The organism is Nitratireductor mangrovi (assembly GCF_007922615.2).
Lineage (GTDB): Bacteria > Pseudomonadota > Alphaproteobacteria > Rhizobiales > Rhizobiaceae > Mangrovimarina > Mangrovimarina mangrovi.
In genome coordinates, this window is sequence record NZ_CP042301.2 from 2,194,409 (window position 1) to 2,212,002 (window position 17,594).

Sequence of the window (17,594 nt, forward strand, 5' to 3'; positions counted from 1 at the left end):
CAGACGACCATGGAAGCCGCTATCCTCTTCATCCTTGTCCTTGTCCTGCTGTTCCTCGGCGTTCCGGTCGCCGTGTCGCTGGGGCTGTCCTCGATCATCATCATCGCGCTGTTTTCGCAGGACTCCATGTCCTCGGTCGCGCTGCAGCTGTTCACGGCCTCGCAGAACTACACGCTGCTGGCCATTCCCTTCTTCGTGCTGGCGTCCGCCTTCATGTCGACGGGCGGGGTGGCGGCCCGCATCATCCGCTTCGCCATCGCCTCCGTCGGCCACATCAAGGGCGGCCTGGCGATCGCCTCCGTGCTCGCCTGCATGCTGTTTGCCGCGCTTTCCGGCTCCTCTCCGGCTACCGTGGTGGCGATCGGCACCATCGCCATCGCCGGCATGCGCCAGGTCGGCTACAGCCGCGACTTCGCCGCCGGCATCATCGCCAATGCCGGCACCCTCGGCATCCTGATCCCGCCCTCCATCGTCATGGTCGTCTATTCGGCCGCCACCGACGTCTCGGTCGGGCGCATGTTCCTGGCCGGCGTGGTGCCGGGGCTGGTCGCCGGGCTGATGCTGATGGTCGCCATCTACGTCATGGCGCGGGTGAAAAACCTGCCCGCCGAGGACTGGAAGGGTTTTGGCGAGATCATCGCCGGCGGCAAGGAGGCCGGCTGGGGCCTGTTCCTCATCATCATCATCCTCGGCGGCATTTACGGCGGCGTCTTCACGCCGACCGAAGCCGCGGCGGTCGCCGCCGTCTACGCCTTCTTCGTCGCGCTCTTCATCTATCGCGACATGGGGCCTCTCAAGGGCGTGCGCTGGATCCAGGAGACCGACAGCAAACGTTCGCGCATCGGCTTTTCCTCGCTGGTCTACGCCGCCGCCTTCTTCTTCGTGTTCATGATCCTGTCCTTCTTCGTCACCGCCGAATGGGAAGGCGTCAGTGCCCGCGGCCGCGCCATTGTCGGCCTGGTCCTGTCGCTGGCCATCATGGTCGCCTACGCGGTCTGGCGCGACCGCGAATCGAACCCCTTCAACATCCCCGGCTATCTCGTCGCCGGCCTGCCGATCTGGGGCCGCAACTTCGCGCTGATGGGCCGCAATTTCCACCGCATGTTCTTCAACGAGGACACGCGCAAGGTGATGACCGAAGCGTCGAAGACGACGATCATGCTGATGTTCATCATCGTCAACGCGCTGCTCTTTGCGCATGTGCTGACCTCGGAACGCATCCCAGACGCCATTACCGACCTGATGCTGAACTACGGCTTCAACTGGTTCACCTTCCTGATCGCGGTGAACCTCCTGCTCCTGCTCGGCGGCCAGTTCATGGAGCCCTCGGGCCTGCTCCTGATCGTCGCCCCGGTCGTGTTCCCGATCGCCATGGAACTTGGCGTCGATCCGGTCCATCTCGGCATCATCATGGTGGTCAACATGGAGATCGGCATGATCACGCCGCCGATCGGGCTCAACCTGTTCGTCACCTCCGGCATTACCGGCATGAGCCTGATCCAGGTCGTGCGCGCCGCCCTGCCCTTCGTGGCGGTGCTGTTCGCCTTCCTGATACTGGTCACCTATGTGCCTGTACTGTCCACCTGGCTGCCCTACAGCCTGATGGGCCCGGAGATCGTGACGCGCTGAGGCTATGGCGAACCGGCGGCGCTTGCGGGCCGCCTTCGCCTAATCAGCCATCAGCCGGAACGCGACGCCCGTCATCACCAGATAGGTGAAATGGTGCAGCATCTGGTCGAAGCCGTGCATCGCCCAGAAGGCGGCGGTGTCCGGCCCCTTGCCGCTTTTCAAGGCGTTGCGCGCCTTGAAATGGTCGATCAGGAAATGGACGACGAACTCGGCCGCCATGAAGGCCAGCATCGGCAAAAACGTCAGCCCTGCCAGAAGCAGCGCGGGAATTGAGCCGACGGCGTGGATGCCGGCATGGCAATAACCGCCGGGCTGGCTGAAATGCCCCTTCGCCCTGATGATCCACATCGGCTGCATGACATAGTCGGCGATGAAATGCTTGATCTGGAAAAGGGCAAGCACCCAAATCACCAGCAGCAACTCGTCGTACAAACGCTTCCTCCCGCAGGGGCCGGCCGGGCGGATGTCTCGCCGGCTCGGGCCCTGCGCCACAGTCTTGCCGCGAATGCCGCGCTTGCCAAGAGGCGATCACGATTTGGCGATCAGCCTGTTTCGTCTCGCGCCTGCGTGCGGCTGCTCGCCAGCAGCGCCGCGGTCCAGAAGCTCACCGCCAGCACCACCGCGCCGGCGATCACCACAACCAGCACGACGTCATAGCTGCCGTCATGGGCCCACAATGCCGCCGCGCCCAGCGGTGCGACCGCCTGAACGAGGTGCATCGGCGCCGTCAGTGCGCCGTTGATCGCGCCGTAGGCGTTGCGGTCGACCATCTCCGGCACCGCCAGCCCGCGCACGATGGTGATCATGCCGTTGGCGGCGCCATAGCCAAGCGCGATTGCGGCGAGCACGAAGAAGTCGGGTGGCGCGAAGGCGAAACCGGCCGCCGCGAGCGGAAAGATCGGCACGATGAACGAGCCGATGCGGCGCACCGGCGCTTCCGCCATCAGGAGCCATACCAGCACCCGCCCGGCCACTTGCGCCGGCCCGATCACCGCGATCACCGCGACGACGGCCGCGGCATCGAGCCCCTTTTCCAGCAGGATCGGATAAAGGTGGAAAGTCAGCACCGAGAACGCGCCGGCATAGGCGACGAGCGCCAGCGCCAGTGCCCAGAACACCGGCAGCCGCATGGCGCGACTGACGGCGCTGGCACCCGAGAGAGAAGCGACGCCGGTCACCGCGCGAGAGGCCGGGGCGCGGTCTTTTTCCGGATCGATGGCGACGAAATAGAGCGTCGCGCAGATGACGATGTTGACACCGGCAAGCACCAGCAACGCCTGGCGCCAGCCGCCGCCATCGATCAGCAACTGGATGAAGGGCACGAACACGGTGCTTGCGAAGCCGCCCCAAAGCGTCAGCGCCGTGATGCCTCGCCGGGCGCCGTCCGGTCCCGCGCGCCGCGCGATCACCGCGAACGCCGGCTCGTAGAGCGTTGCCGCCTGCAGGCCGCCGATCGCGGCAAAGATCAGATAAAACGCCGGCAGGCTCCCGACCTGCGACCACGCCGCGAGCAGCAAGCCGGCGGCCAGCGAAGCACCGGTCATCACGAAGCGCCCGTGGCCGCGGTCGATCGCCGCGCCGACCGGAAACGCGGCGATGCCTGCCAGGACCAGCCCGGTCGTCACCGCCAAGTAGAGATCGGGCTTGGCCCAGCCGAGATCGCTCCGCATCGCCTCCGCGATCAGCGGAAACGAATAGAAAAGCGACCCCCATGAGCATATCTGGGCAATGCCGAGCGCCGTGATCATCCAACGCAGATTGGGAGCGGAAGACGCCTGTTCGCGCCCGGAAGCGGCTTTCACCCGGCGTTCCCGCAACAACCGGCGCTCTCGGTCGCCCCTTCCCGCCGTTCAATAGCGTTGCCGCAGCCGCACCCGTCGCGCCCTTCGGCTTTCGCCTCGGCATCCATCGCGCAGCAGGCCTCGACCTGTTTTGGCGCCGGGCCGCCACAACAGCCCCCCTGACGATCCGCCGCGCTCGCGTCGCCGCCCGAACTGGCTGCCCTGGGTTTCAGCATCCTTTGCTCCTTCCCGGCTCCGCACGCGGCGGGCCGCAGTCAGCGTCGGCGCAACATTCGTCGACGAGATAGCCTATCAAGGCCTGCATCTGCGTATAGCTCGCTCGGCAGATCAGCGTCGTCGCCTGGCGCTCCTGGCTAACCAGGCCAGTGTCGCAGAGGCGTTTGCAATGATGCGACAGCGTTGAGGCGGGAATGCCGAGCTTCTCCTGGACACGTCCCACGGACATGCCTTCCGCCCCGGCGCGCACGAGGATCCGGTAGATGTTCAGCCGGGTCGGGTTCCCCAGCGCCTCGAGTTGGGCCGCCACCTGTTCGTGTCTCATGAAACAAGCCGGGGCGGGAGGGCGGAAACGATCAATCTGATTTCGACAAGCATCGAACCTATGCCCGGTTGGCCGATCTCACTGCGAGCGCTGGTTGACCCGTCTTGCGACCTCCGCCGCGCTTTCCACCCGCTCCGAATAGCGGTCGGTCAGATAGCTGGTCTTGTCGCGAAGCAGCAGAGTGAACTTCATCAGTTCTTCCATCACGTCGACGATCCGGTTGTAGTAGGAGGACGGCTTCATCCGGCCCTCGGCGTCGAACTCGTTGAATGCCTTGGCCACCGACGACTGGTTCGGGATGGTGACCATCCGCATCCAGCGGCCGAGAACGCGCAACTGGTTCACCGCGTTGAAGCTCTGCGAGCCGCCGCAGACCTGCATGACGGCGAGGGTACGGCCTTGTGTTGGCCGCACGCCGCCCAGCGATAGCGGCAGCCAGTCGATCTGCGCCTTCATGATGCCGGTCATCGCGCCGTGCCGCTCCGGCGAGCACCAGACCTGGCCCTCCGACCACATCGACAGTTCGCGCAGTTCCCTGACCTTCGGATGGTCCGCCGCAGCGGAATCGGGCAACGGCAGTCCCGCGGGGTTGTAGATGCGCACTTCGGCACCGAGCCTGCGCAGGATGCGCGCCGCTTCCTCGGTAGCAAGCCTCGAATAGGACCGCTCCCGCAGCGAACCGTACATCATGAGGATACGCGGCGCGTGCGACGAGCGCGGCGGGTCGAACAGCGCTTCGGCATCGATGGGCCGGAGCTGCTCCTCGGCAAGATTGGGGAAGCTTTCCGTTGGCTGGGTGGCATCGGTCATTGGCATTCTCGTCGGCGCACGTTGCAGCGCCACTCATATATTTCGATATTTCTAGAAAAATAGCTAGAGCTGTACGAGCGCGCGGTCAACCCTGTTTCGATTGCTGTCGAAATCAGGAAGTACGGCGGCCGCCCTGGCCAGACACGACCTCGCCGTCCTCCTTGGTGAACGCTCCGATATCGGCGTTCGGCAGAAGCTCGAGCACGCGTTCCGACGGCCGGCACAGCGCCGCGCCCTTCTCTGTCAGGACGATAGGCCGGTTGATCAGGATCGGATGCGCCATCATGAATTCGACCAGTTCGTCGTCGCTCCAGCGATCTTCGCCGAGGCCGAGTTCATGATAGGGCGTGCCCTTCTCGCGCAGGAGTTCGCGCGGCGAAATCCCCATCGCCGCGATCAGTTCGACCAGCTTTTCGCGCGAGGGCGGGGTCTTCAGATATTCGATCACCTCGGGCTCCTCGCCCGCTTGCCGGATCATCGCCAGCGTGTTGCGCGAAGTCCCGCATTTGGGATTGTGGTAGATGGTGATCGTCATTCGGCTGCCTCGTAGCGTTGATCGTTGGCCGCATTTTTCGGGCTTTTCACCGCCGCGAGCAACCACCCAGCCAGCGCGACGGCCAGCGCGGCCCCGGCCATTTCGGCAATGATGAAGCCCGGAAGGTCGGCCGGCCGGATCCCGGAAAAGGTGTCCGAGAAGGCGCGTGCGATCGCCACCGCCGGGTTGGCGAATGAGGTCGAGGCGGTGAACCAATAGGCGGCGGTGATATAGAGCCCAACCAGCCAGGGTATGGCGTCCGGCCGGTGGCGCAACCCGGCCAGGATCGTGAACACCAGCCCGAAGGCCGCGACCAGTTCGGCGAACCATTGCCCCGGCCCGGTGCGCACGGTTGCCGCGAACTGCAGGATCGGCAGTTCGAACATGGCATGCGCGGCGAACGAACCGACGATGCCGCCGACGATTTGCGCCGCGACATAGGCCATCGCCGCGCCGGCGGCGATCTCGCGCTTCAGCGCGAAGGCAAAACTCACCGCCGGGTTGAAATGCGCGCCGGAGACCGGCCCGAGGATGGTGATCAGCACCACTAGGATGGCGCCGGTGGGGATCGTGTTGCCGAGCAGCGCCAGCGCCACGTCGTCGGTCAGCTTGTCGGCCATGATGCCGGAGCCGACCACGGTCGCGACCAGAAGCCCGGTGCCCAGCGCCTCTGCGGCCAGCCGGCGCGACAGATCGCTCATCGCGCCCTCACCCCGCCTCGCGCTTTTCCCGGCCGATGTCGTCGAGCCGCTTCTGCAGCGTCAGCTGGTCGATCGAGGCCAGCGGCAGGCTGGTGAACACCGAGATGCGATTGGAAAGCATGCGGTAGGTATCGGCGAAGGCGAAGTGTTTCTCCGCCTCGGTCCCCTCGACGGCGGCCGGGTCCGGCACGCCCCAATGGGCCGACATCGGCTGCCCCGGCCAGACCGGGCAGGCCTCCGCGGCCGCGTTGTCGCAGACGGTGAACACGAAATCGAGTTCGGGTGCGCCGGGAGCCGCGAATTCCTCCCAGTTCTTCGAGCGCGCGAAGCCGGTATCGTGGTTCATCGTCTTCAGCAATTGCAGCGTGAAGGGATGCACCTCGCCCTTGGGCTGCGACCCGGCCGAAAAGCCGTTGAAGCGGCCGGCCCCGACGCGGTTGATGATCGCCTCGGCGATGATCGAGCGCGCCGAATTTCCGGTGCACAGGAAAAGCACGTTGTAGATCTTGTCGGTCATTGCCTGCCGCCTCCCTCGCGGCCGTTTCGGTTGCGCCCCGGGCTTAGCGGCAGGTCGCCGCCTCGATCGCCGGGCGGCAAAGCTCCGGCCTACCGTTGCAGCAATCTTCCATCAGATAGGCGAGCAGGTCGCGAAATCCGGTCATGTCGGCCGAATAGCGCACGCTGCGCCCGTCGCGCCGCGCCGCGATCAACCCCGCCTGCGCCAGCACCTTCAGATGCGCCGACATCGTGTTCTGCACCGCGCCGAGCCGGTCGGCGATGTCGCCCGCCGGTACCCCTTCCGGACCGGCCCGCACCAGCAGCCGGAAAACGTCGAGCCGGGTCTCCTGACCGAGTGCTGCAAGCGCGTCGAGGGCTTCGTTCTTGATCATATATCTATAATTCTGGATATCTGGATTTTATGTATAGAGGAGCGGCCGGCCGTTGGCAAGCCCATGCGCGGCGCCAAAAGATCTCACCCGTCGCCGCCCCTGACCGGGCACCCGCCGAAGGCACTTGACTCCTTCTCATATCAGAGAAATTATCCCTTATATGAGCGAACTCATTCTCGAAACCGCCGACCGCCGCCTTGCCGAGCGTTTGCGCACCCTGCGCGGCGAAAACGGCTGGTCGCTGGACGAACTCGCCGCCCGCGCCGGGGTCAGCCGCGCCACGCTGTCGCGGCTGGAAAACGCCGAGGTCAGCCCCACGGCGCACGTCCTCGGCCGCCTCTGCTCGGTCTACGGCCTGCAGATGTCACGCCTGATGATGATGGTCGAGGCCGGCTTCGCGCCGCTGCGCCGCGCCGGCGAGCAGCCGCTCTGGAGCGACCCCGAGACCGGCTTTCGCCGCCGCGTCGTGTCGCCGCCTTCCGGGGCGCTCGCCGGCGAGGTCATCGAGGGTGATATCCCGGCCGCCACCTCGATCCGCTACGACCATCCCTCGCGCCCCGGACTCGAGCATCACCTGGTTTTGCTCGATGGCTGCCTTCGCGTCACCGTCGACGAGGCGGCGCACGACCTTGGCCCCGGCGACTGCCTGCGCTACCGGCTCGCCGGCCCGAGCGAATTTGCCACCCCTGAGCGCTCGGGCGCTCGCTATCTGCTTTTCATGGTGTGAGAATGGACGATCAGACGGCACCCCTCATCGTCGCACTCTCCGCCCCCGAACTGGAGACGCGCCTGAACGAATTCGCTGCCCTGCTGCATGCTTGCGTCCATGCCGGCGCCTCGATCAACTTCGTCCTGCCGTTCCCGCTCCACGAGGCCGAAACCTTCTGGCGCGCGAAGGTGTTGCCTGGCCTGCGCGCCGGCACCCGCATCCTTTTCGCCGCCGAGGCCGGCGGCCGGCTGGCTGGCTCTGTCCAGCTCGACTGCGACACGCCGCCCAACCAGCCCCACCGCGCCGAGGTGTCGAAGCTGATGGTGCATCCGGATTTCCGCCGCCGCGGCATCGCGCGCGCCCTGATGGCAGCGCTCGAGCGCCGCGCCGGCGACCTCGGCCGCAGCCTGATCACGCTCGACACCCGCACCGGCGACATGGCCGAGCCGCTCTATGCATCGCTCGGCTATGTCACCGCGGGCACCATCCCCGGCTATTGCCGCGACCCGTCCGCCGACCGGCTGGACGCAACGACGATCATGTACAAGGCGCGCTGACCGGGTTACGCAGACTGCGCGAACGACGGCACGCTGTCGCCCGCCGCGACCGGCGGCCTCAGATGATTTGACCTAGGTTTGTAGGGTGCGGGCCCACTTCGCCCCACCTCCACGCATATCGTAACCCGTCACTCTCGATGCCGCGACAAACGTCGCCGCGAACAATGTGGCACCGGGAACGGCGCGGGACGCCGACGGTAGTTTGGGACGCGACTGGCACTCAGTTGTCGCCCTCAACCTGAGATGATAAGCGGTTTCCCGCCCTCGCGCGTCTAAGGAGGCATCGCCCATGAGGAAATTCGGCTTATTCGCGGCCTTCGTGCTGCTGCTCACCCTTCCTGCTTCAGCCGATGATTTGCTGAAGAGAGGGTCGCGGGGCGAAGCGGTCGCGGAATTGCAAGCCCAACTCCGAGCGTGGAACCTGCCGGTCGATCCAGACGGGGTTTTCGGCCCCCGGACAGAAACCGCCATCCGGGCTTTCCAGCGCGAGAACTTCCTGCCCGTTGATGGGGTCGTCGGCCCCAGGACCCGCGCCGTACTGGCATTCAACCTGCGCGTTGGTGGTCCTTCATTCGGCCCGCTCGGTGGCAGCGCCAACATCGGAATAGGCCACAAGGCCCTCCAGCAGCAGTTGCAAGCGAACAACACCATCGCCATCGGCACGGTCGCGGCGCAGTACGCGGTCGCGCTGGCCGACAGCACCATTGCCGGCGTCAAAGCGGCGCGCTTCATGCGAGAGGGCACCGGAGCCACCGCCTACGGCTTTCGTGCTTTGGAGCACAGCGCCAAAGCGGGCAACAACACCGCGATCGGCGACAGCGCCCTTTGGCACTCGCAGGGCACGGGCAACACCGTCGGCGGTTACGTTGCTGCGGAGGGTATGAGCCGGGGCGATGAGAACGTCATCTTCGGGCGTGCCGCCGCGAGATATCGCGACAATGGCGACCATCTGATCCTGATAGGTAATCGGGCCGGCGCGATCACGTCGAATGCCGACCGAACCAACCTGATCGACGCGAACCCGGAAGACGACGTTGGCGGCGCAATTGCCGGGGATCGCCTCGTCGGTATCGGGCACCAGGCGCTTGAGGAGTTCCTTGGCAGCGACGTGCTGGCGGCGGGTCATCGCGCCGGCCGGTCCCTGATAGGGGAGGCCGGAGCGCCGCTGCGCAGCGTTTTTCTCGGACCAGACGCCGGCCACACCGAACGGCAGAAACCGGACGCGGCCAACTCGACTGCCGTAGGTGCTGATTCATGGACGGACGCCAACAACCAGATATCGCTTGGCAACGAGGATGTGTTGCAGGTCAGGACGTGGGGTGTCTTCACCTTTTCCAGGGCTTACCCGGCGAGTGGTGAGGGTGTGCCGCCGGGTTCCCTTTTCAAGGGCGACGACGGCAAACTCCGCTTCAAGGCGGATGACGGTTCGGTTGTTTCCTTCTCCGGCGAATAGAACGTCCTGGAAGCTTCTCTGGCGTTCCTCCTCGTCACTCTCTCCGCACATCGCGCGTCGCGATGATCGGCCATCTACGACCTGTCGCTCGCGCATTGCGCTTCGCGACCGGCATACGCCATACGAGCGCACGTGCCGTCGTTGATTTGCGACCCCGTGAGGTGGCGGCGCCTGCCGCCACCGCTTGGCCGGGAGCCCGTCACTAGTCGGGCAACGGTCCGAACACCTCCTGCCCGTAGCGGCTCGCCGACGCGGCAAGCTTTTTCAGGTCGGGCGTGGCAACCTCGAGTGTCGCGCCGTCCGCGATCGGCACGCTGTTTTCGGCGATGAAGTCCGAAAAACGCCCGCCGACGGTGATCAGCACCAGCCTGGTGGGCGTGGCGCTCGTCACACGGAAACCATGCGGCACGTGGCGGGGCCCGAACGCGAACCCGCCGGAGCCGACCCTGAACCGGGTGTCGCCCACGATCGCTTCGATCTCGCCGTCGATCACGTGGAACCACTCGTCTTCCTCATGATGCACGTGCCAGGGCGAGCTTTCACCCGGCGGCAGGTGCAACTCGACGGCGTGCAGGCCGCCGGTATCGGTTCCGTTCCCCATGATGCGAGCGGTGAAGGAAAGGAATTGCCTCGGCTGCGCAACCGGTGCGAAGACCGGCGCAGCCGGGACCGTTTCCCGGATTGTCATGTGAATCTCCATCTTTACGCCAACGGCATGATCGCCTAAATTGGTGATAAACTTATTTCATGAAAATTTCTTCTCGTCAATAAGGAGAATGCATGGCCCGCACCTATCGCAAATCCCGGCGCGCCGAAGCGCAGGACGAGACGCGCGCGAGGATCGTGCAGGCAACGATGGAGCTGCATGTCGAACAGGGCGTCGCCACAACCTCGTTTCCCGAGGTGGCGGCGCGGGCAGGTGTCGGGGCGGCTACGGTCTACAGACATTTTCCGACCATGGATCTGCTCGTCGAGGCTTGCGGCACGCACTTCTGGCAACTTATCGACCCGCCGACCGCGGAACGCGCGGTGACGGCCTTCGCGGGGCTTGAATCGCGCGCCGAGCGGCTTGGGCGTCTCGTCGACGAACTCGATTCATTCTACGCCCGCGCGCAAGCGCCATTGTGGAGCGCCGTCAGGGATCAGGACAGGGTCGCCCCCCTCGCCCGGTTCCTTGCCGAGGTCGGAGACGGCGTCGGCGCGTTGGTCGCAGAGGCGTTGCGAACGGAGCGGGAGTCGGAACCGGCAAGGATCGCGTCGGCACTCCTCGACTTCACGGTCTGGCGCAGCCTGTCGGGAAGCGGCATTGACCCGTCGCAGCGCAAGGCCATCCTTTTGGCGATCGTGGAAGCAGCGCTCGGGCAAGAAGGCGACCGGCAGGAGACCTGACGGGTGTGCCGCGGACCGCGGGGCCCACTGCGACCAGCCCTGCAATCGGCGTAAGAGCCCTCAGGACCGGCGATGGGAACCCATTAGTTGAGTTGAAAGGGATTACGACTGGTGGTGTGCGCAGTCTCGGGCGAACCTGTCTCTGGGCCGGATTTCCCTGTTTACAGGGAATTTACAGGGAAAATCGCCTCTTTTCGCACTCTCCAGGCGAATTCTGCCGCGAATTGATACGCAATTGCAATAGCTTGGAGCCGATTTCCCTGCTCGACCGGAACAGGGAATAACAGGGCGCCAATCAGGGAAGCATTGCGGCTTGAACAGGGAATTGCAGCGCCGGAACAGGTAGCCGCACAAAGTCGCAGACACGGGGCACCGTCACCAAAGCTTGATTGTGAATTCCGGGCATGGGTGCTGATGGCGCCTTGCGATTGGAACAAATCGGGCACATCATTTCATCAGATTCGGGTCATCAGGGCCCGGATGTAACCAGGTGGGAGGAGCAACAACGGATGAAACGCTTCAAGGAACACTCAAATGTCCAACGACACCAAATTGGAGTGCGAGTACCGTCGGCTCGATGAGCTGACCCCATACCCCAAGAACGCGCGCACGCATTCGAAGAAGCAGCTGCGCCAGATCGCCGAAAGTATCGAACGCTTCGGCTTCACCAACCCCATCCTCATCGACGGTTCGAACACGATCCTGGCCGGGCACGGCCGGGTGGAAGCTGCGCGCCTGCTCGGGCTCGCCGAGGTGCCCTGCGTTCGGCTTGATCATATGAGTGCGGCCGAGAAACGGGCCTATGTGCTGGCCGACAACAAGCTGGCGCTGAATGCCGGCTGGGACGAGGGGATCCTGGCGGAGGAGCTGAAGGAACTGCTTGCCGTCGATCTCGACTTCGATATCGGTCTCACCGGCTTCACGATCGCCGAGATCGACAGCCTGGTGGACGGGCTGGAGCCTGAGGAGCCGGGCGCCCCGGAAGAGGACCGGCTGCCTGAAGATGACGGAGAAGCCCGCTGCAGGCTTGGCGACATCTGGCAACTGGGTCCGCACCGGCTAATCTGCGGCTCGTCACTCAATGGCGAGACGGTGGCGGCGTTGATGGGTGGTGAGAAGGCGAGGATGGTCTTCACCGATCCACCCTACAACGTGCCGATCGATGGCCATGTCGGCGGCTCGGGCAAGGTGAAGCACCGCGAGTTCGCCATGGCCTCGGGCGAGATGACCAAGGCTGAGTTCATCTCTTTCCTGAGAACGGCCTTCCAGAACCTCGCCGCCTTCAGCCTCAACGGCTCCATCCACTTCATCTGCATGGACTGGCGCCACATGGACGAGGTGCTGAAGGCTGGCGAAGGCGTCTATGCCGAGTTGAAGAACCTGATCGTGTGGGTGAAGGACAATGGCGGCATGGGCACCTTCTACCGTTCCCGCCATGAGTTGATCTTTGCCTTCAAGAACGGCACCGCTCCCCACATCAACAGCTTTGAGCTTGGCCAGCACGGCCGCTACCGGACCAATGTCTGGCAGTATAGGGGCGTCAACACGCTGAAGACGGGCCGCATGGATGAACTCCAGCTTCATCCGACGGTGAAGCCGGTGCAGATGATCGCCGATGCCATCAAGGACTGCTCGGGCCGCGGCGACATCGTGCTCGACCTGTTCGGCGGTTCGGGCTCCACGATGATTGCCGCTCACAAGACCGGCCGGCGCGGCTATCTGGTCGAACTCGATCCCGTCTATTGCGACCGTATCATCCGCCGCTGGGAGGCCTATGCCAAGGACGAGGCGGAACTGATCGCCTGCGGCATCGAACAGCCTCCTGACGCTGCGCCGCATAGGGAGGCGGCGGAATGACGGAGGCTGCAAAACCCGAAGAGGACGGAGAAGCTGCCGCTTCCTCTCCCGGCTACGAGGTCGGCTACGGCAAGCCGCCGAAGTCGACCCGCTTCACCAAGGGCCGGTCCGGCAATCCGAAGGGGCGTCCGAAAGGATCGAAGTCGGCGAAGTCGCTGCTCGAGCAGGCACTGTCGGCGCCGGTCACCATCAACGAGGGCGGTGCCACGCGCGTGATCGAGCAGCGCATGGCGCTGTTCAAGTCGCTGGTGGCCCGCGCCATCAAGGGCGACGCGCGGGCAGCCGCCCTGGTGGTCAAGCTGATGGAGCAGTTCGACCGCAATGCGCCTGACGAAAAGCATGAGCCGATTACCGTCATCGAGCGGCGCATCGTGCGGCCTGGCGATCCCGGCACCTCCCAGGCTCGGCGAAACGAGGGAGGCAGGCAATGAGCGGGTCCTCCAGGAGCGCCGAACTGTTTGCCACGCCGTCGGCGCCGGCAGCAGCCGAACCCACATATGAAGTGGGCTATGCAAAGCCGCCCAGGTCAACGCGTTTCCAGAAGGGCAAGTCCGGCAATCCGCATGGAAGGCCGAAGGGCTCGAAGAACAAAGCGAAGCTGCCGGCGCTGCACGAGGAACGCCTCAAGAGCATCATTCTGGAGGAGGCCTATCGCACTGTCGCCATCAACGATGCCAACGGCACGGTGACCATTCCCATGGCCCAGGCCGTCGTGCGCTCGCTGGCCGTCAATGCCGCCAAGGGCAACCAGCGGGCGCAGCGCCTGTTCACGCAGATACTTGCCGCGACCGAGACAGCCAACAAGCAGCTCCATGACGAGTGGCTGGAGACCGCCATCACCTACAAGACCGAATGGGAGCGCGAGATCGAGCGCTGCAAGCGCCAAGGCATCGAGCCGCCCAATCCGCTACCGCATCCGGATGATATTGTGATCGACATGGGCACCGGCGCAGTTCGCATCAATGGACCGGTGACCAAGGAACAAAAGGAAGCGTGGGACTGTCTCCGTGAGCACAAGACCATGTTCCAGGAGGAGTTGGCCGAGCTGACGCAACTCCTGATCGACGAGCCTAACTACGAATTTCGTGACATGGTCGAAAAGGACATCGCCCGCGCAGAGAAAATGCTGGCAATGATCAGAAAGGCGATACCGGATTAGGGGTCAATGAGCGAATGGGCCTCCAGAGACCTGACCTGCCACTCAGTCTTCATCCAGCGGCGATTAGAGCCTCGACCGTTTCTGTTACGCCGAAGATGTCGGCAGTTCGAGCCTGTCATCGCCCACCATCGCAAAGCTCTGATCTCAATACATTTTCACTGACGTAGCACACCCCATTTCAGCTCCGAGGCGACAGCGAAGCTACAGATTAGCTACGGTGAGCGAGCCACGTCGTACGTTGGAACGGTACGAGGGCTTTCCGGTCAGGTAGGCGTATGGGATCATGAATTCGGCGACAGAGTCGTCGCCACCATTCCGCCCTGACGAAGATGACCTGAAGTGGGGCCGGCAGCGGACCGCCCGCTCTTCGAGAGCAGACCGAGGAAAGTAGACATGTACTTCAGCAGCGCCACGGCTTGCACGTCGCCGCGCCTGAACGTCGTGAGCCACTTGTCGCCGGACGGCGCAAGGCTTTCTCGGAGATCACCGCGCTGGACGAACGTGCGTTCGGCAGCGATCGGTCTCGAGTGCTCGCTTTGCTCTCGGCTGACGCGACAATTTCCATCCTGACCCATGGCGGCGAAATCGTCGGTTATTCCATGCGCCGCGAGTTCGGGCGTGGCTTCGTGATTGGCCCCGTCGTAGCCCGAAACCATCAGGACGCCGTCCATCTCACCGCCGTCCATCTCAGGAAGCTGCAAGGCCGCTTCGTTCGCGTCGATACCCGCGAGAAGGATAGCGCGTTCGCCGACTTCCTCGCTAAGTGCGGCCTCGGCATTGCCGAAACCGTTACGACCGTCCAAGGGCCACCGGTTCCTGAATTGGCAAGACAACGCACCGTGGGTTTATGCGCTGGCTGGCCATGCTTTAAGTTGAACGCAAGTTCAAGACTGCCATTGAGCACCGGTCGCAGTCGGCGGCCTGATGTGGAGCCTGCCAACTGCGCCATTCGGCCACATGACGCCTTACGATCGGTACATGAGCGGTGTACTGCGGAAAGAGCATCCGATTAGGGAGAGAGCTCAATCGGCAAACCGGCCAGACTTACTGACTTTGCTTTTGGGGCGAACACGCAAGATCAGCGAAGCACGACCGCTCTGGTTCTCTCGACAGCGCATGACGCTCTCGACCAACGTCGAAATCAAATTGGTTTGCCGCTGATCTGACCTTACGACCTTGAGGTTATGATCGCGATAGATCCCCGGCTCCGCGATTCAGGCTCAATATTCATGAGATTACGATTCGTGAACCGGATGACGCGCGAAGAACACACCCGCGTTGGCTCATTCCTACTCTCCCGCAGCACGGAGTTTGCACGGGCGCCTCAATAACCGTCTGAACTTTCTGCGCTTTCCGTCCAGTCCATCATCGGTGCGATCGCGAATTGTGGCCCAGAGTAATTCCTATCCGCGCGCCCATTCATCCTGACGATATTCTTCTCCAATGCGCCGTTCAGATGACCGTGCTGGATATAGCCCTCGTCCCGTCCCCCTGCCAGCCCGTTGCTACCAACATAGTCCAAGCGGAAGAGATGCTTTCAAAATCGATCAGCTATCGTACGCAACAATAGCTGCGTCTCGGTGGGAAGGCAGTTCATCGCATTAGGTCAGGTGGCGCCCAGTTCGATCCACAAGCCGAGTTCTACGGTGAGATCCCACAGAAAGGTTGGGCCGCTTCAGCTTGGTCTATCGGCGTTCCTCGTCCAATCGGCCGCCGCCTATCGCATCGTGTTCGGCAGCCACAGCACGATCCACGGAAACGCAACCAGCAGTGCAAGCCGCACGACATCGGTCGCCACGAACGGCAGCACGCCGCGATATATGCGTTGCAGGCTAACGTCGCGCGCCAGCGTGTTGATAACGAAGACGTTCATGCCGATGGGCGGCGTTATCAGCCCGAGTTCGACCGTCATGACGATGATGACCCCGAACCAGATCGGGTCGAAGCCGAGTGCGAGCACGACTGGATAGAGGATCGGGATCATCAGGATGATCATCGCCATCGCGTCGAGCACGCAGCCGAGCAGCAGCATGAAAAGCAGGATCAGGATCAGCGTGGGATAAGCGCCGAGTTCCAGTCCTAGCAGAAGATTCGTCACCTTCTGTGGTGTCTGCGTAATCGTCAGGAAATAGCCGAACAGGATCGCGCCGATCAGGATCATGAAGATGCCGGCCGTCACCTGGATGCTTTCGAGCAGGCAACGGAAAAGCAACCGCCAGCCCATCCGCCGGCGCACGACGCTGATGATGATGGCGCCGGCCGCGCCCATGCCGGCCGCCTCTGACGGAGTGAACATGCCGCCATAGATTCCGCCGATGACGAAAATGAAGAGCAGCAGGATGGCCCAGACGTCGCGCAACGCCGCGAAACGCTCGCGCCAGCTCGTCTTCTCATGTGCCGGAACCCCGCCTCCGGCGAACGTGACGTAGATTCTGACGGTGACGAGATACATCAGCACTGCCAGCAAGCCCGGCACCAGTCCCGCGATGAACAGGCGCCCGATATCCTGCTCGGTAAGCACGCCGTATATGGCCAGCACGATCGAGGGTGGAATGAGCACACCCAGCGTGCCCCCGGCCGCGATCGAGCCGGTCGCCAGCGTATCGGGATAGCCGTAGCGCTTCATCTCCGGCAGCGCGACCTTGGCCATGGTGGCTGCAGTCGCCACCGAGGAGCCGCATATGGCCGAAAAGCCACCGCAGGCGGTGATCGTCGCCATGGCAAGCCCGCCGCGTCTATGGCCGAGGAAAGCGTTCGCAGCGCGGTAGAGCTCGCCGCTCATGCCGGAGGCGGACGCCACGACACCCATCAGTATGAACATGGGCACGAGGCCGAGCGAATAGTCAGTGACGGTGCGAATCGGCGACAGCGCGAGCAGGTTGAAGGCCGGCTTCCAGTCGCTCAAAAAACCGAAGCCGCCGACACCGACGAGCCCCATGGCCACGCCAATCGGCACCCTGAGAAGTAGCAGCAGGAACAGGGCGACGAAACCGCCGACCGCGACGAGGTCGTTGAGCGCCATCAGTCGGAACCTGCCGGCGTGCGGAAATGGACGACGGCATGCAGGATGCGGGCAACAAGCACCAGCACACAGAACGCCGCGCCGAGCCAGGCGACGGCATGGAACGGCCATATGGGGATCGACAGCTCGAACGTCGTCTCGCCGGACGAGCGCACACGGCCAACCTGCAGCAAGAGCATCCAGGTCAGCGCTACAACGAACAGAAGGAAAAGCGTGTCGGCGAAGATGTCTACGATGCGCCGCAGCGCCGGCGGCATGAGCTGCCATACCAGATCGACCTGGATGTGCTCCTTGCGCCAAGCAGCCGCTGCGATCCCCCAGAAGATCGCAACCCCGAGCAGCATCTGGCTGACATCGAACGAGCCGGGGAACGGCAAAACGAAGACATAGCGCAGGATGACGGCAAGAAAGGTCAGAGCCGTGATGACGGCAAGGAAGATCGCGGCGGCCCCGTCAACTGCCGCAGCCACTCGGCCGATCTGTCGTTCGAAGGCTTCCATGCCGTCATCCTTGAGTAGCGCGATACGCACCGGGCCGAAG

Annotated in this window: 20 protein-coding genes; 9 read left to right on the plus strand and 11 right to left on the minus strand. The window is 63.8% G+C overall.

The window, feature by feature from the left end; all coding sequences use genetic code 11:
* Positions 1-9: 9 nt before the first annotated feature.
* Entirely contained in the window at positions 10-1,629 is a 1,620-nt protein-coding gene (locus FQ775_RS10765; protein WP_146298076.1) for a TRAP transporter large permease, read from the plus strand.
* A 39-nt stretch (positions 1,630-1,668) separates the two neighbouring features.
* Here the strand turns inward: FQ775_RS10765 and FQ775_RS10770 are convergent, their stop codons facing one another.
* From FQ775_RS10770 to FQ775_RS10805, 8 genes are all read right to left on the minus strand, one after another.
* Positions 1,669-2,061 (minus strand): DUF3307 domain-containing protein, encoded by a 393-nt coding sequence (locus FQ775_RS10770; protein ID WP_246730324.1) that lies wholly within the window; start codon positions 2,059-2,061, stop codon positions 1,669-1,671.
* Between the two features lie 110 nt (positions 2,062-2,171).
* The gene (locus FQ775_RS10775) at positions 2,172-3,431 is read right to left on the minus strand and encodes an MFS transporter (protein ID WP_349291508.1); all 1,260 of its coding nucleotides are present in this window, start codon (positions 3,429-3,431) and stop codon (positions 2,172-2,174) included.
* Positions 3,432-3,639: 208 nt separating this feature from the next.
* Positions 3,640-3,972, minus strand: a complete 333-nt coding sequence (locus FQ775_RS10780; protein ID WP_146298078.1) for an ArsR/SmtB family transcription factor — start codon at positions 3,970-3,972, stop codon at positions 3,640-3,642.
* Between the two features lie 78 nt (positions 3,973-4,050).
* Positions 4,051-4,782: an arsenical resistance protein ArsH gene (gene arsH / locus FQ775_RS10785; RefSeq protein WP_146298079.1), complete on the minus strand. Its 732-nt coding sequence runs from the start codon at positions 4,780-4,782 to the stop codon at positions 4,051-4,053.
* A 112-nt stretch (positions 4,783-4,894) separates the two neighbouring features.
* Positions 4,895-5,317, minus strand: a complete 423-nt coding sequence (gene arsC / locus FQ775_RS10790; protein ID WP_146298080.1) for an arsenate reductase (glutaredoxin) — start codon at positions 5,315-5,317, stop codon at positions 4,895-4,897.
* Positions 5,314-6,018, minus strand: coding sequence for an aquaporin (locus FQ775_RS10795; RefSeq protein ID WP_146298081.1), 705 nt, complete (start codon positions 6,016-6,018; stop codon positions 5,314-5,316). Before FQ775_RS10795 ends, arsC begins: the two co-directional genes overlap by 4 nt.
* 7 nt (positions 6,019-6,025) lie before the next feature.
* Positions 6,026-6,535, minus strand: a complete 510-nt coding sequence (locus FQ775_RS10800; protein ID WP_146298082.1) for an arsenate reductase ArsC — start codon at positions 6,533-6,535, stop codon at positions 6,026-6,028.
* A gap of 43 nt (positions 6,536-6,578) precedes the next feature.
* The gene (locus FQ775_RS10805; RefSeq protein WP_146298083.1) at positions 6,579-6,908 is read right to left on the minus strand and encodes an ArsR/SmtB family transcription factor; all 330 of its coding nucleotides are present in this window, start codon (positions 6,906-6,908) and stop codon (positions 6,579-6,581) included.
* Between the two features lie 160 nt (positions 6,909-7,068).
* On the opposite strand from FQ775_RS10805, the gene FQ775_RS10810 reads away from it, so the two are divergent.
* The 3 genes from FQ775_RS10810 to FQ775_RS10820 all read left to right on the plus strand — a co-directional run bounded on the left by FQ775_RS10810 (position 7,069) and on the right by FQ775_RS10820 (position 9,627).
* Positions 7,069-7,635 (plus strand): helix-turn-helix domain-containing protein, encoded by a 567-nt coding sequence (locus FQ775_RS10810; RefSeq protein WP_146298084.1) that lies wholly within the window; start codon positions 7,069-7,071, stop codon positions 7,633-7,635.
* 2 nt (positions 7,636-7,637) lie between these two features.
* Positions 7,638-8,174 (plus strand): GNAT family N-acetyltransferase, encoded by a 537-nt coding sequence (locus tag FQ775_RS10815; protein ID WP_146298085.1) that lies wholly within the window; start codon positions 7,638-7,640, stop codon positions 8,172-8,174.
* A 289-nt stretch (positions 8,175-8,463) separates the two neighbouring features.
* Positions 8,464-9,627, plus strand: coding sequence for a peptidoglycan-binding domain-containing protein (locus tag FQ775_RS10820; protein WP_146298086.1), 1,164 nt, complete (start codon positions 8,464-8,466; stop codon positions 9,625-9,627).
* A gap of 202 nt (positions 9,628-9,829) precedes the next feature.
* On the opposite strand, the gene FQ775_RS10825 is transcribed toward FQ775_RS10820, so the two are convergent.
* On the minus strand, positions 9,830-10,315 hold the full coding sequence (locus FQ775_RS10825; RefSeq protein WP_167812894.1) for a cupin domain-containing protein: 486 nt from the start codon (positions 10,313-10,315) through the stop codon (positions 9,830-9,832).
* Between the two features lie 92 nt (positions 10,316-10,407).
* On the opposite strand from FQ775_RS10825, the gene FQ775_RS10830 reads away from it, so the two are divergent.
* The 5 genes from FQ775_RS10830 to FQ775_RS10850 all read left to right on the plus strand — a co-directional run bounded on the left by FQ775_RS10830 (position 10,408) and on the right by FQ775_RS10850 (position 15,045).
* The gene (locus FQ775_RS10830; protein WP_146298088.1) at positions 10,408-11,016 is read left to right on the plus strand and encodes a TetR/AcrR family transcriptional regulator; all 609 of its coding nucleotides are present in this window, start codon (positions 10,408-10,410) and stop codon (positions 11,014-11,016) included.
* Between the two features lie 534 nt (positions 11,017-11,550).
* A complete protein-coding gene (locus tag FQ775_RS10835) occupies positions 11,551-12,873 on the plus strand; it encodes a site-specific DNA-methyltransferase (RefSeq protein WP_146298089.1) in 1,323 nt (440 codons plus the stop codon).
* Entirely contained in the window at positions 12,870-13,304 is a 435-nt protein-coding gene (locus FQ775_RS10840; RefSeq protein WP_146298090.1) for a DUF5681 domain-containing protein, read from the plus strand. Before FQ775_RS10835 ends, FQ775_RS10840 begins: the two co-directional genes overlap by 4 nt.
* Positions 13,301-14,032: a DUF5681 domain-containing protein gene (locus tag FQ775_RS10845; RefSeq protein ID WP_246730325.1), complete on the plus strand. Its 732-nt coding sequence runs from the start codon at positions 13,301-13,303 to the stop codon at positions 14,030-14,032. Before FQ775_RS10840 ends, FQ775_RS10845 begins: the two co-directional genes overlap by 4 nt.
* Positions 14,033-14,559: 527 nt before the next feature.
* Positions 14,560-15,045: a GNAT family N-acetyltransferase gene (locus tag FQ775_RS10850; RefSeq protein WP_349291512.1), complete on the plus strand. Its 486-nt coding sequence runs from the start codon at positions 14,560-14,562 to the stop codon at positions 15,043-15,045.
* 704 nt (positions 15,046-15,749) lie between these two features.
* Here FQ775_RS10850 and FQ775_RS10855 read toward each other — a convergent pair.
* Together FQ775_RS10855 and FQ775_RS10860 are read right to left on the minus strand one after the other, a co-directional pair.
* The gene (locus FQ775_RS10855; protein WP_146299196.1) at positions 15,750-17,054 is read right to left on the minus strand and encodes a TRAP transporter large permease; all 1,305 of its coding nucleotides are present in this window, start codon (positions 17,052-17,054) and stop codon (positions 15,750-15,752) included.
* Complete coding sequence (locus FQ775_RS10860; protein WP_146299197.1) at positions 17,054-17,584, minus strand: TRAP transporter small permease; 531 nt, start codon at positions 17,582-17,584, stop codon at positions 17,054-17,056. The genes FQ775_RS10855 and FQ775_RS10860 overlap by 1 nt, the downstream gene beginning before the upstream one ends.
* Between the last annotated feature and the right edge of the window lie 10 nt (positions 17,585-17,594).

Bases quoted from the DNA above. Each gene is read 5' to 3' on its own strand.
- FQ775_RS10765 (WP_146298076.1), top strand. From the start codon at position 10: ATGGAAGCCGCTATCCTCTTCATCCTTGTCCTTGTCCTGCTGTTCCTC.
- FQ775_RS10800 (WP_146298082.1), bottom strand. From the start codon at position 6,535: ATGACCGACAAGATCTACAACGTGCTTTTCCTGTGCACCGGAAATTCG.
- FQ775_RS10855 (WP_146299196.1), bottom strand. From the start codon at position 17,054: ATGGCGCTCAACGACCTCGTCGCGGTCGGCGGTTTCGTCGCCCTGTTC.
- FQ775_RS10795 (WP_146298081.1), bottom strand. From the start codon at position 6,018: ATGAGCGATCTGTCGCGCCGGCTGGCCGCAGAGGCGCTGGGCACCGGG.
- FQ775_RS10780 (WP_146298078.1), bottom strand. From the start codon at position 3,972: ATGAGACACGAACAGGTGGCGGCCCAACTCGAGGCGCTGGGGAACCCG.
- arsH (WP_146298079.1), bottom strand. From the start codon at position 4,782: ATGACCGATGCCACCCAGCCAACGGAAAGCTTCCCCAATCTTGCCGAG.
- FQ775_RS10845 (WP_246730325.1), top strand. From the start codon at position 13,301: ATGAGCGGGTCCTCCAGGAGCGCCGAACTGTTTGCCACGCCGTCGGCG.
- arsC (WP_146298080.1), bottom strand. From the start codon at position 5,317: ATGACGATCACCATCTACCACAATCCCAAATGCGGGACTTCGCGCAAC.
- FQ775_RS10830 (WP_146298088.1), top strand. From the start codon at position 10,408: ATGGCCCGCACCTATCGCAAATCCCGGCGCGCCGAAGCGCAGGACGAG.
- FQ775_RS10810 (WP_146298084.1), top strand. From the start codon at position 7,069: ATGAGCGAACTCATTCTCGAAACCGCCGACCGCCGCCTTGCCGAGCGT.
- FQ775_RS10840 (WP_146298090.1), top strand. From the start codon at position 12,870: ATGACGGAGGCTGCAAAACCCGAAGAGGACGGAGAAGCTGCCGCTTCC.
- FQ775_RS10835 (WP_146298089.1), top strand. From the start codon at position 11,551: ATGTCCAACGACACCAAATTGGAGTGCGAGTACCGTCGGCTCGATGAG.
- FQ775_RS10820 (WP_146298086.1), top strand. From the start codon at position 8,464: ATGAGGAAATTCGGCTTATTCGCGGCCTTCGTGCTGCTGCTCACCCTT.
- FQ775_RS10805 (WP_146298083.1), bottom strand. From the start codon at position 6,908: ATGATCAAGAACGAAGCCCTCGACGCGCTTGCAGCACTCGGTCAGGAG.
- FQ775_RS10815 (WP_146298085.1), top strand. From the start codon at position 7,638: ATGGACGATCAGACGGCACCCCTCATCGTCGCACTCTCCGCCCCCGAA.
- FQ775_RS10825 (WP_167812894.1), bottom strand. From the start codon at position 10,315: ATGACAATCCGGGAAACGGTCCCGGCTGCGCCGGTCTTCGCACCGGTT.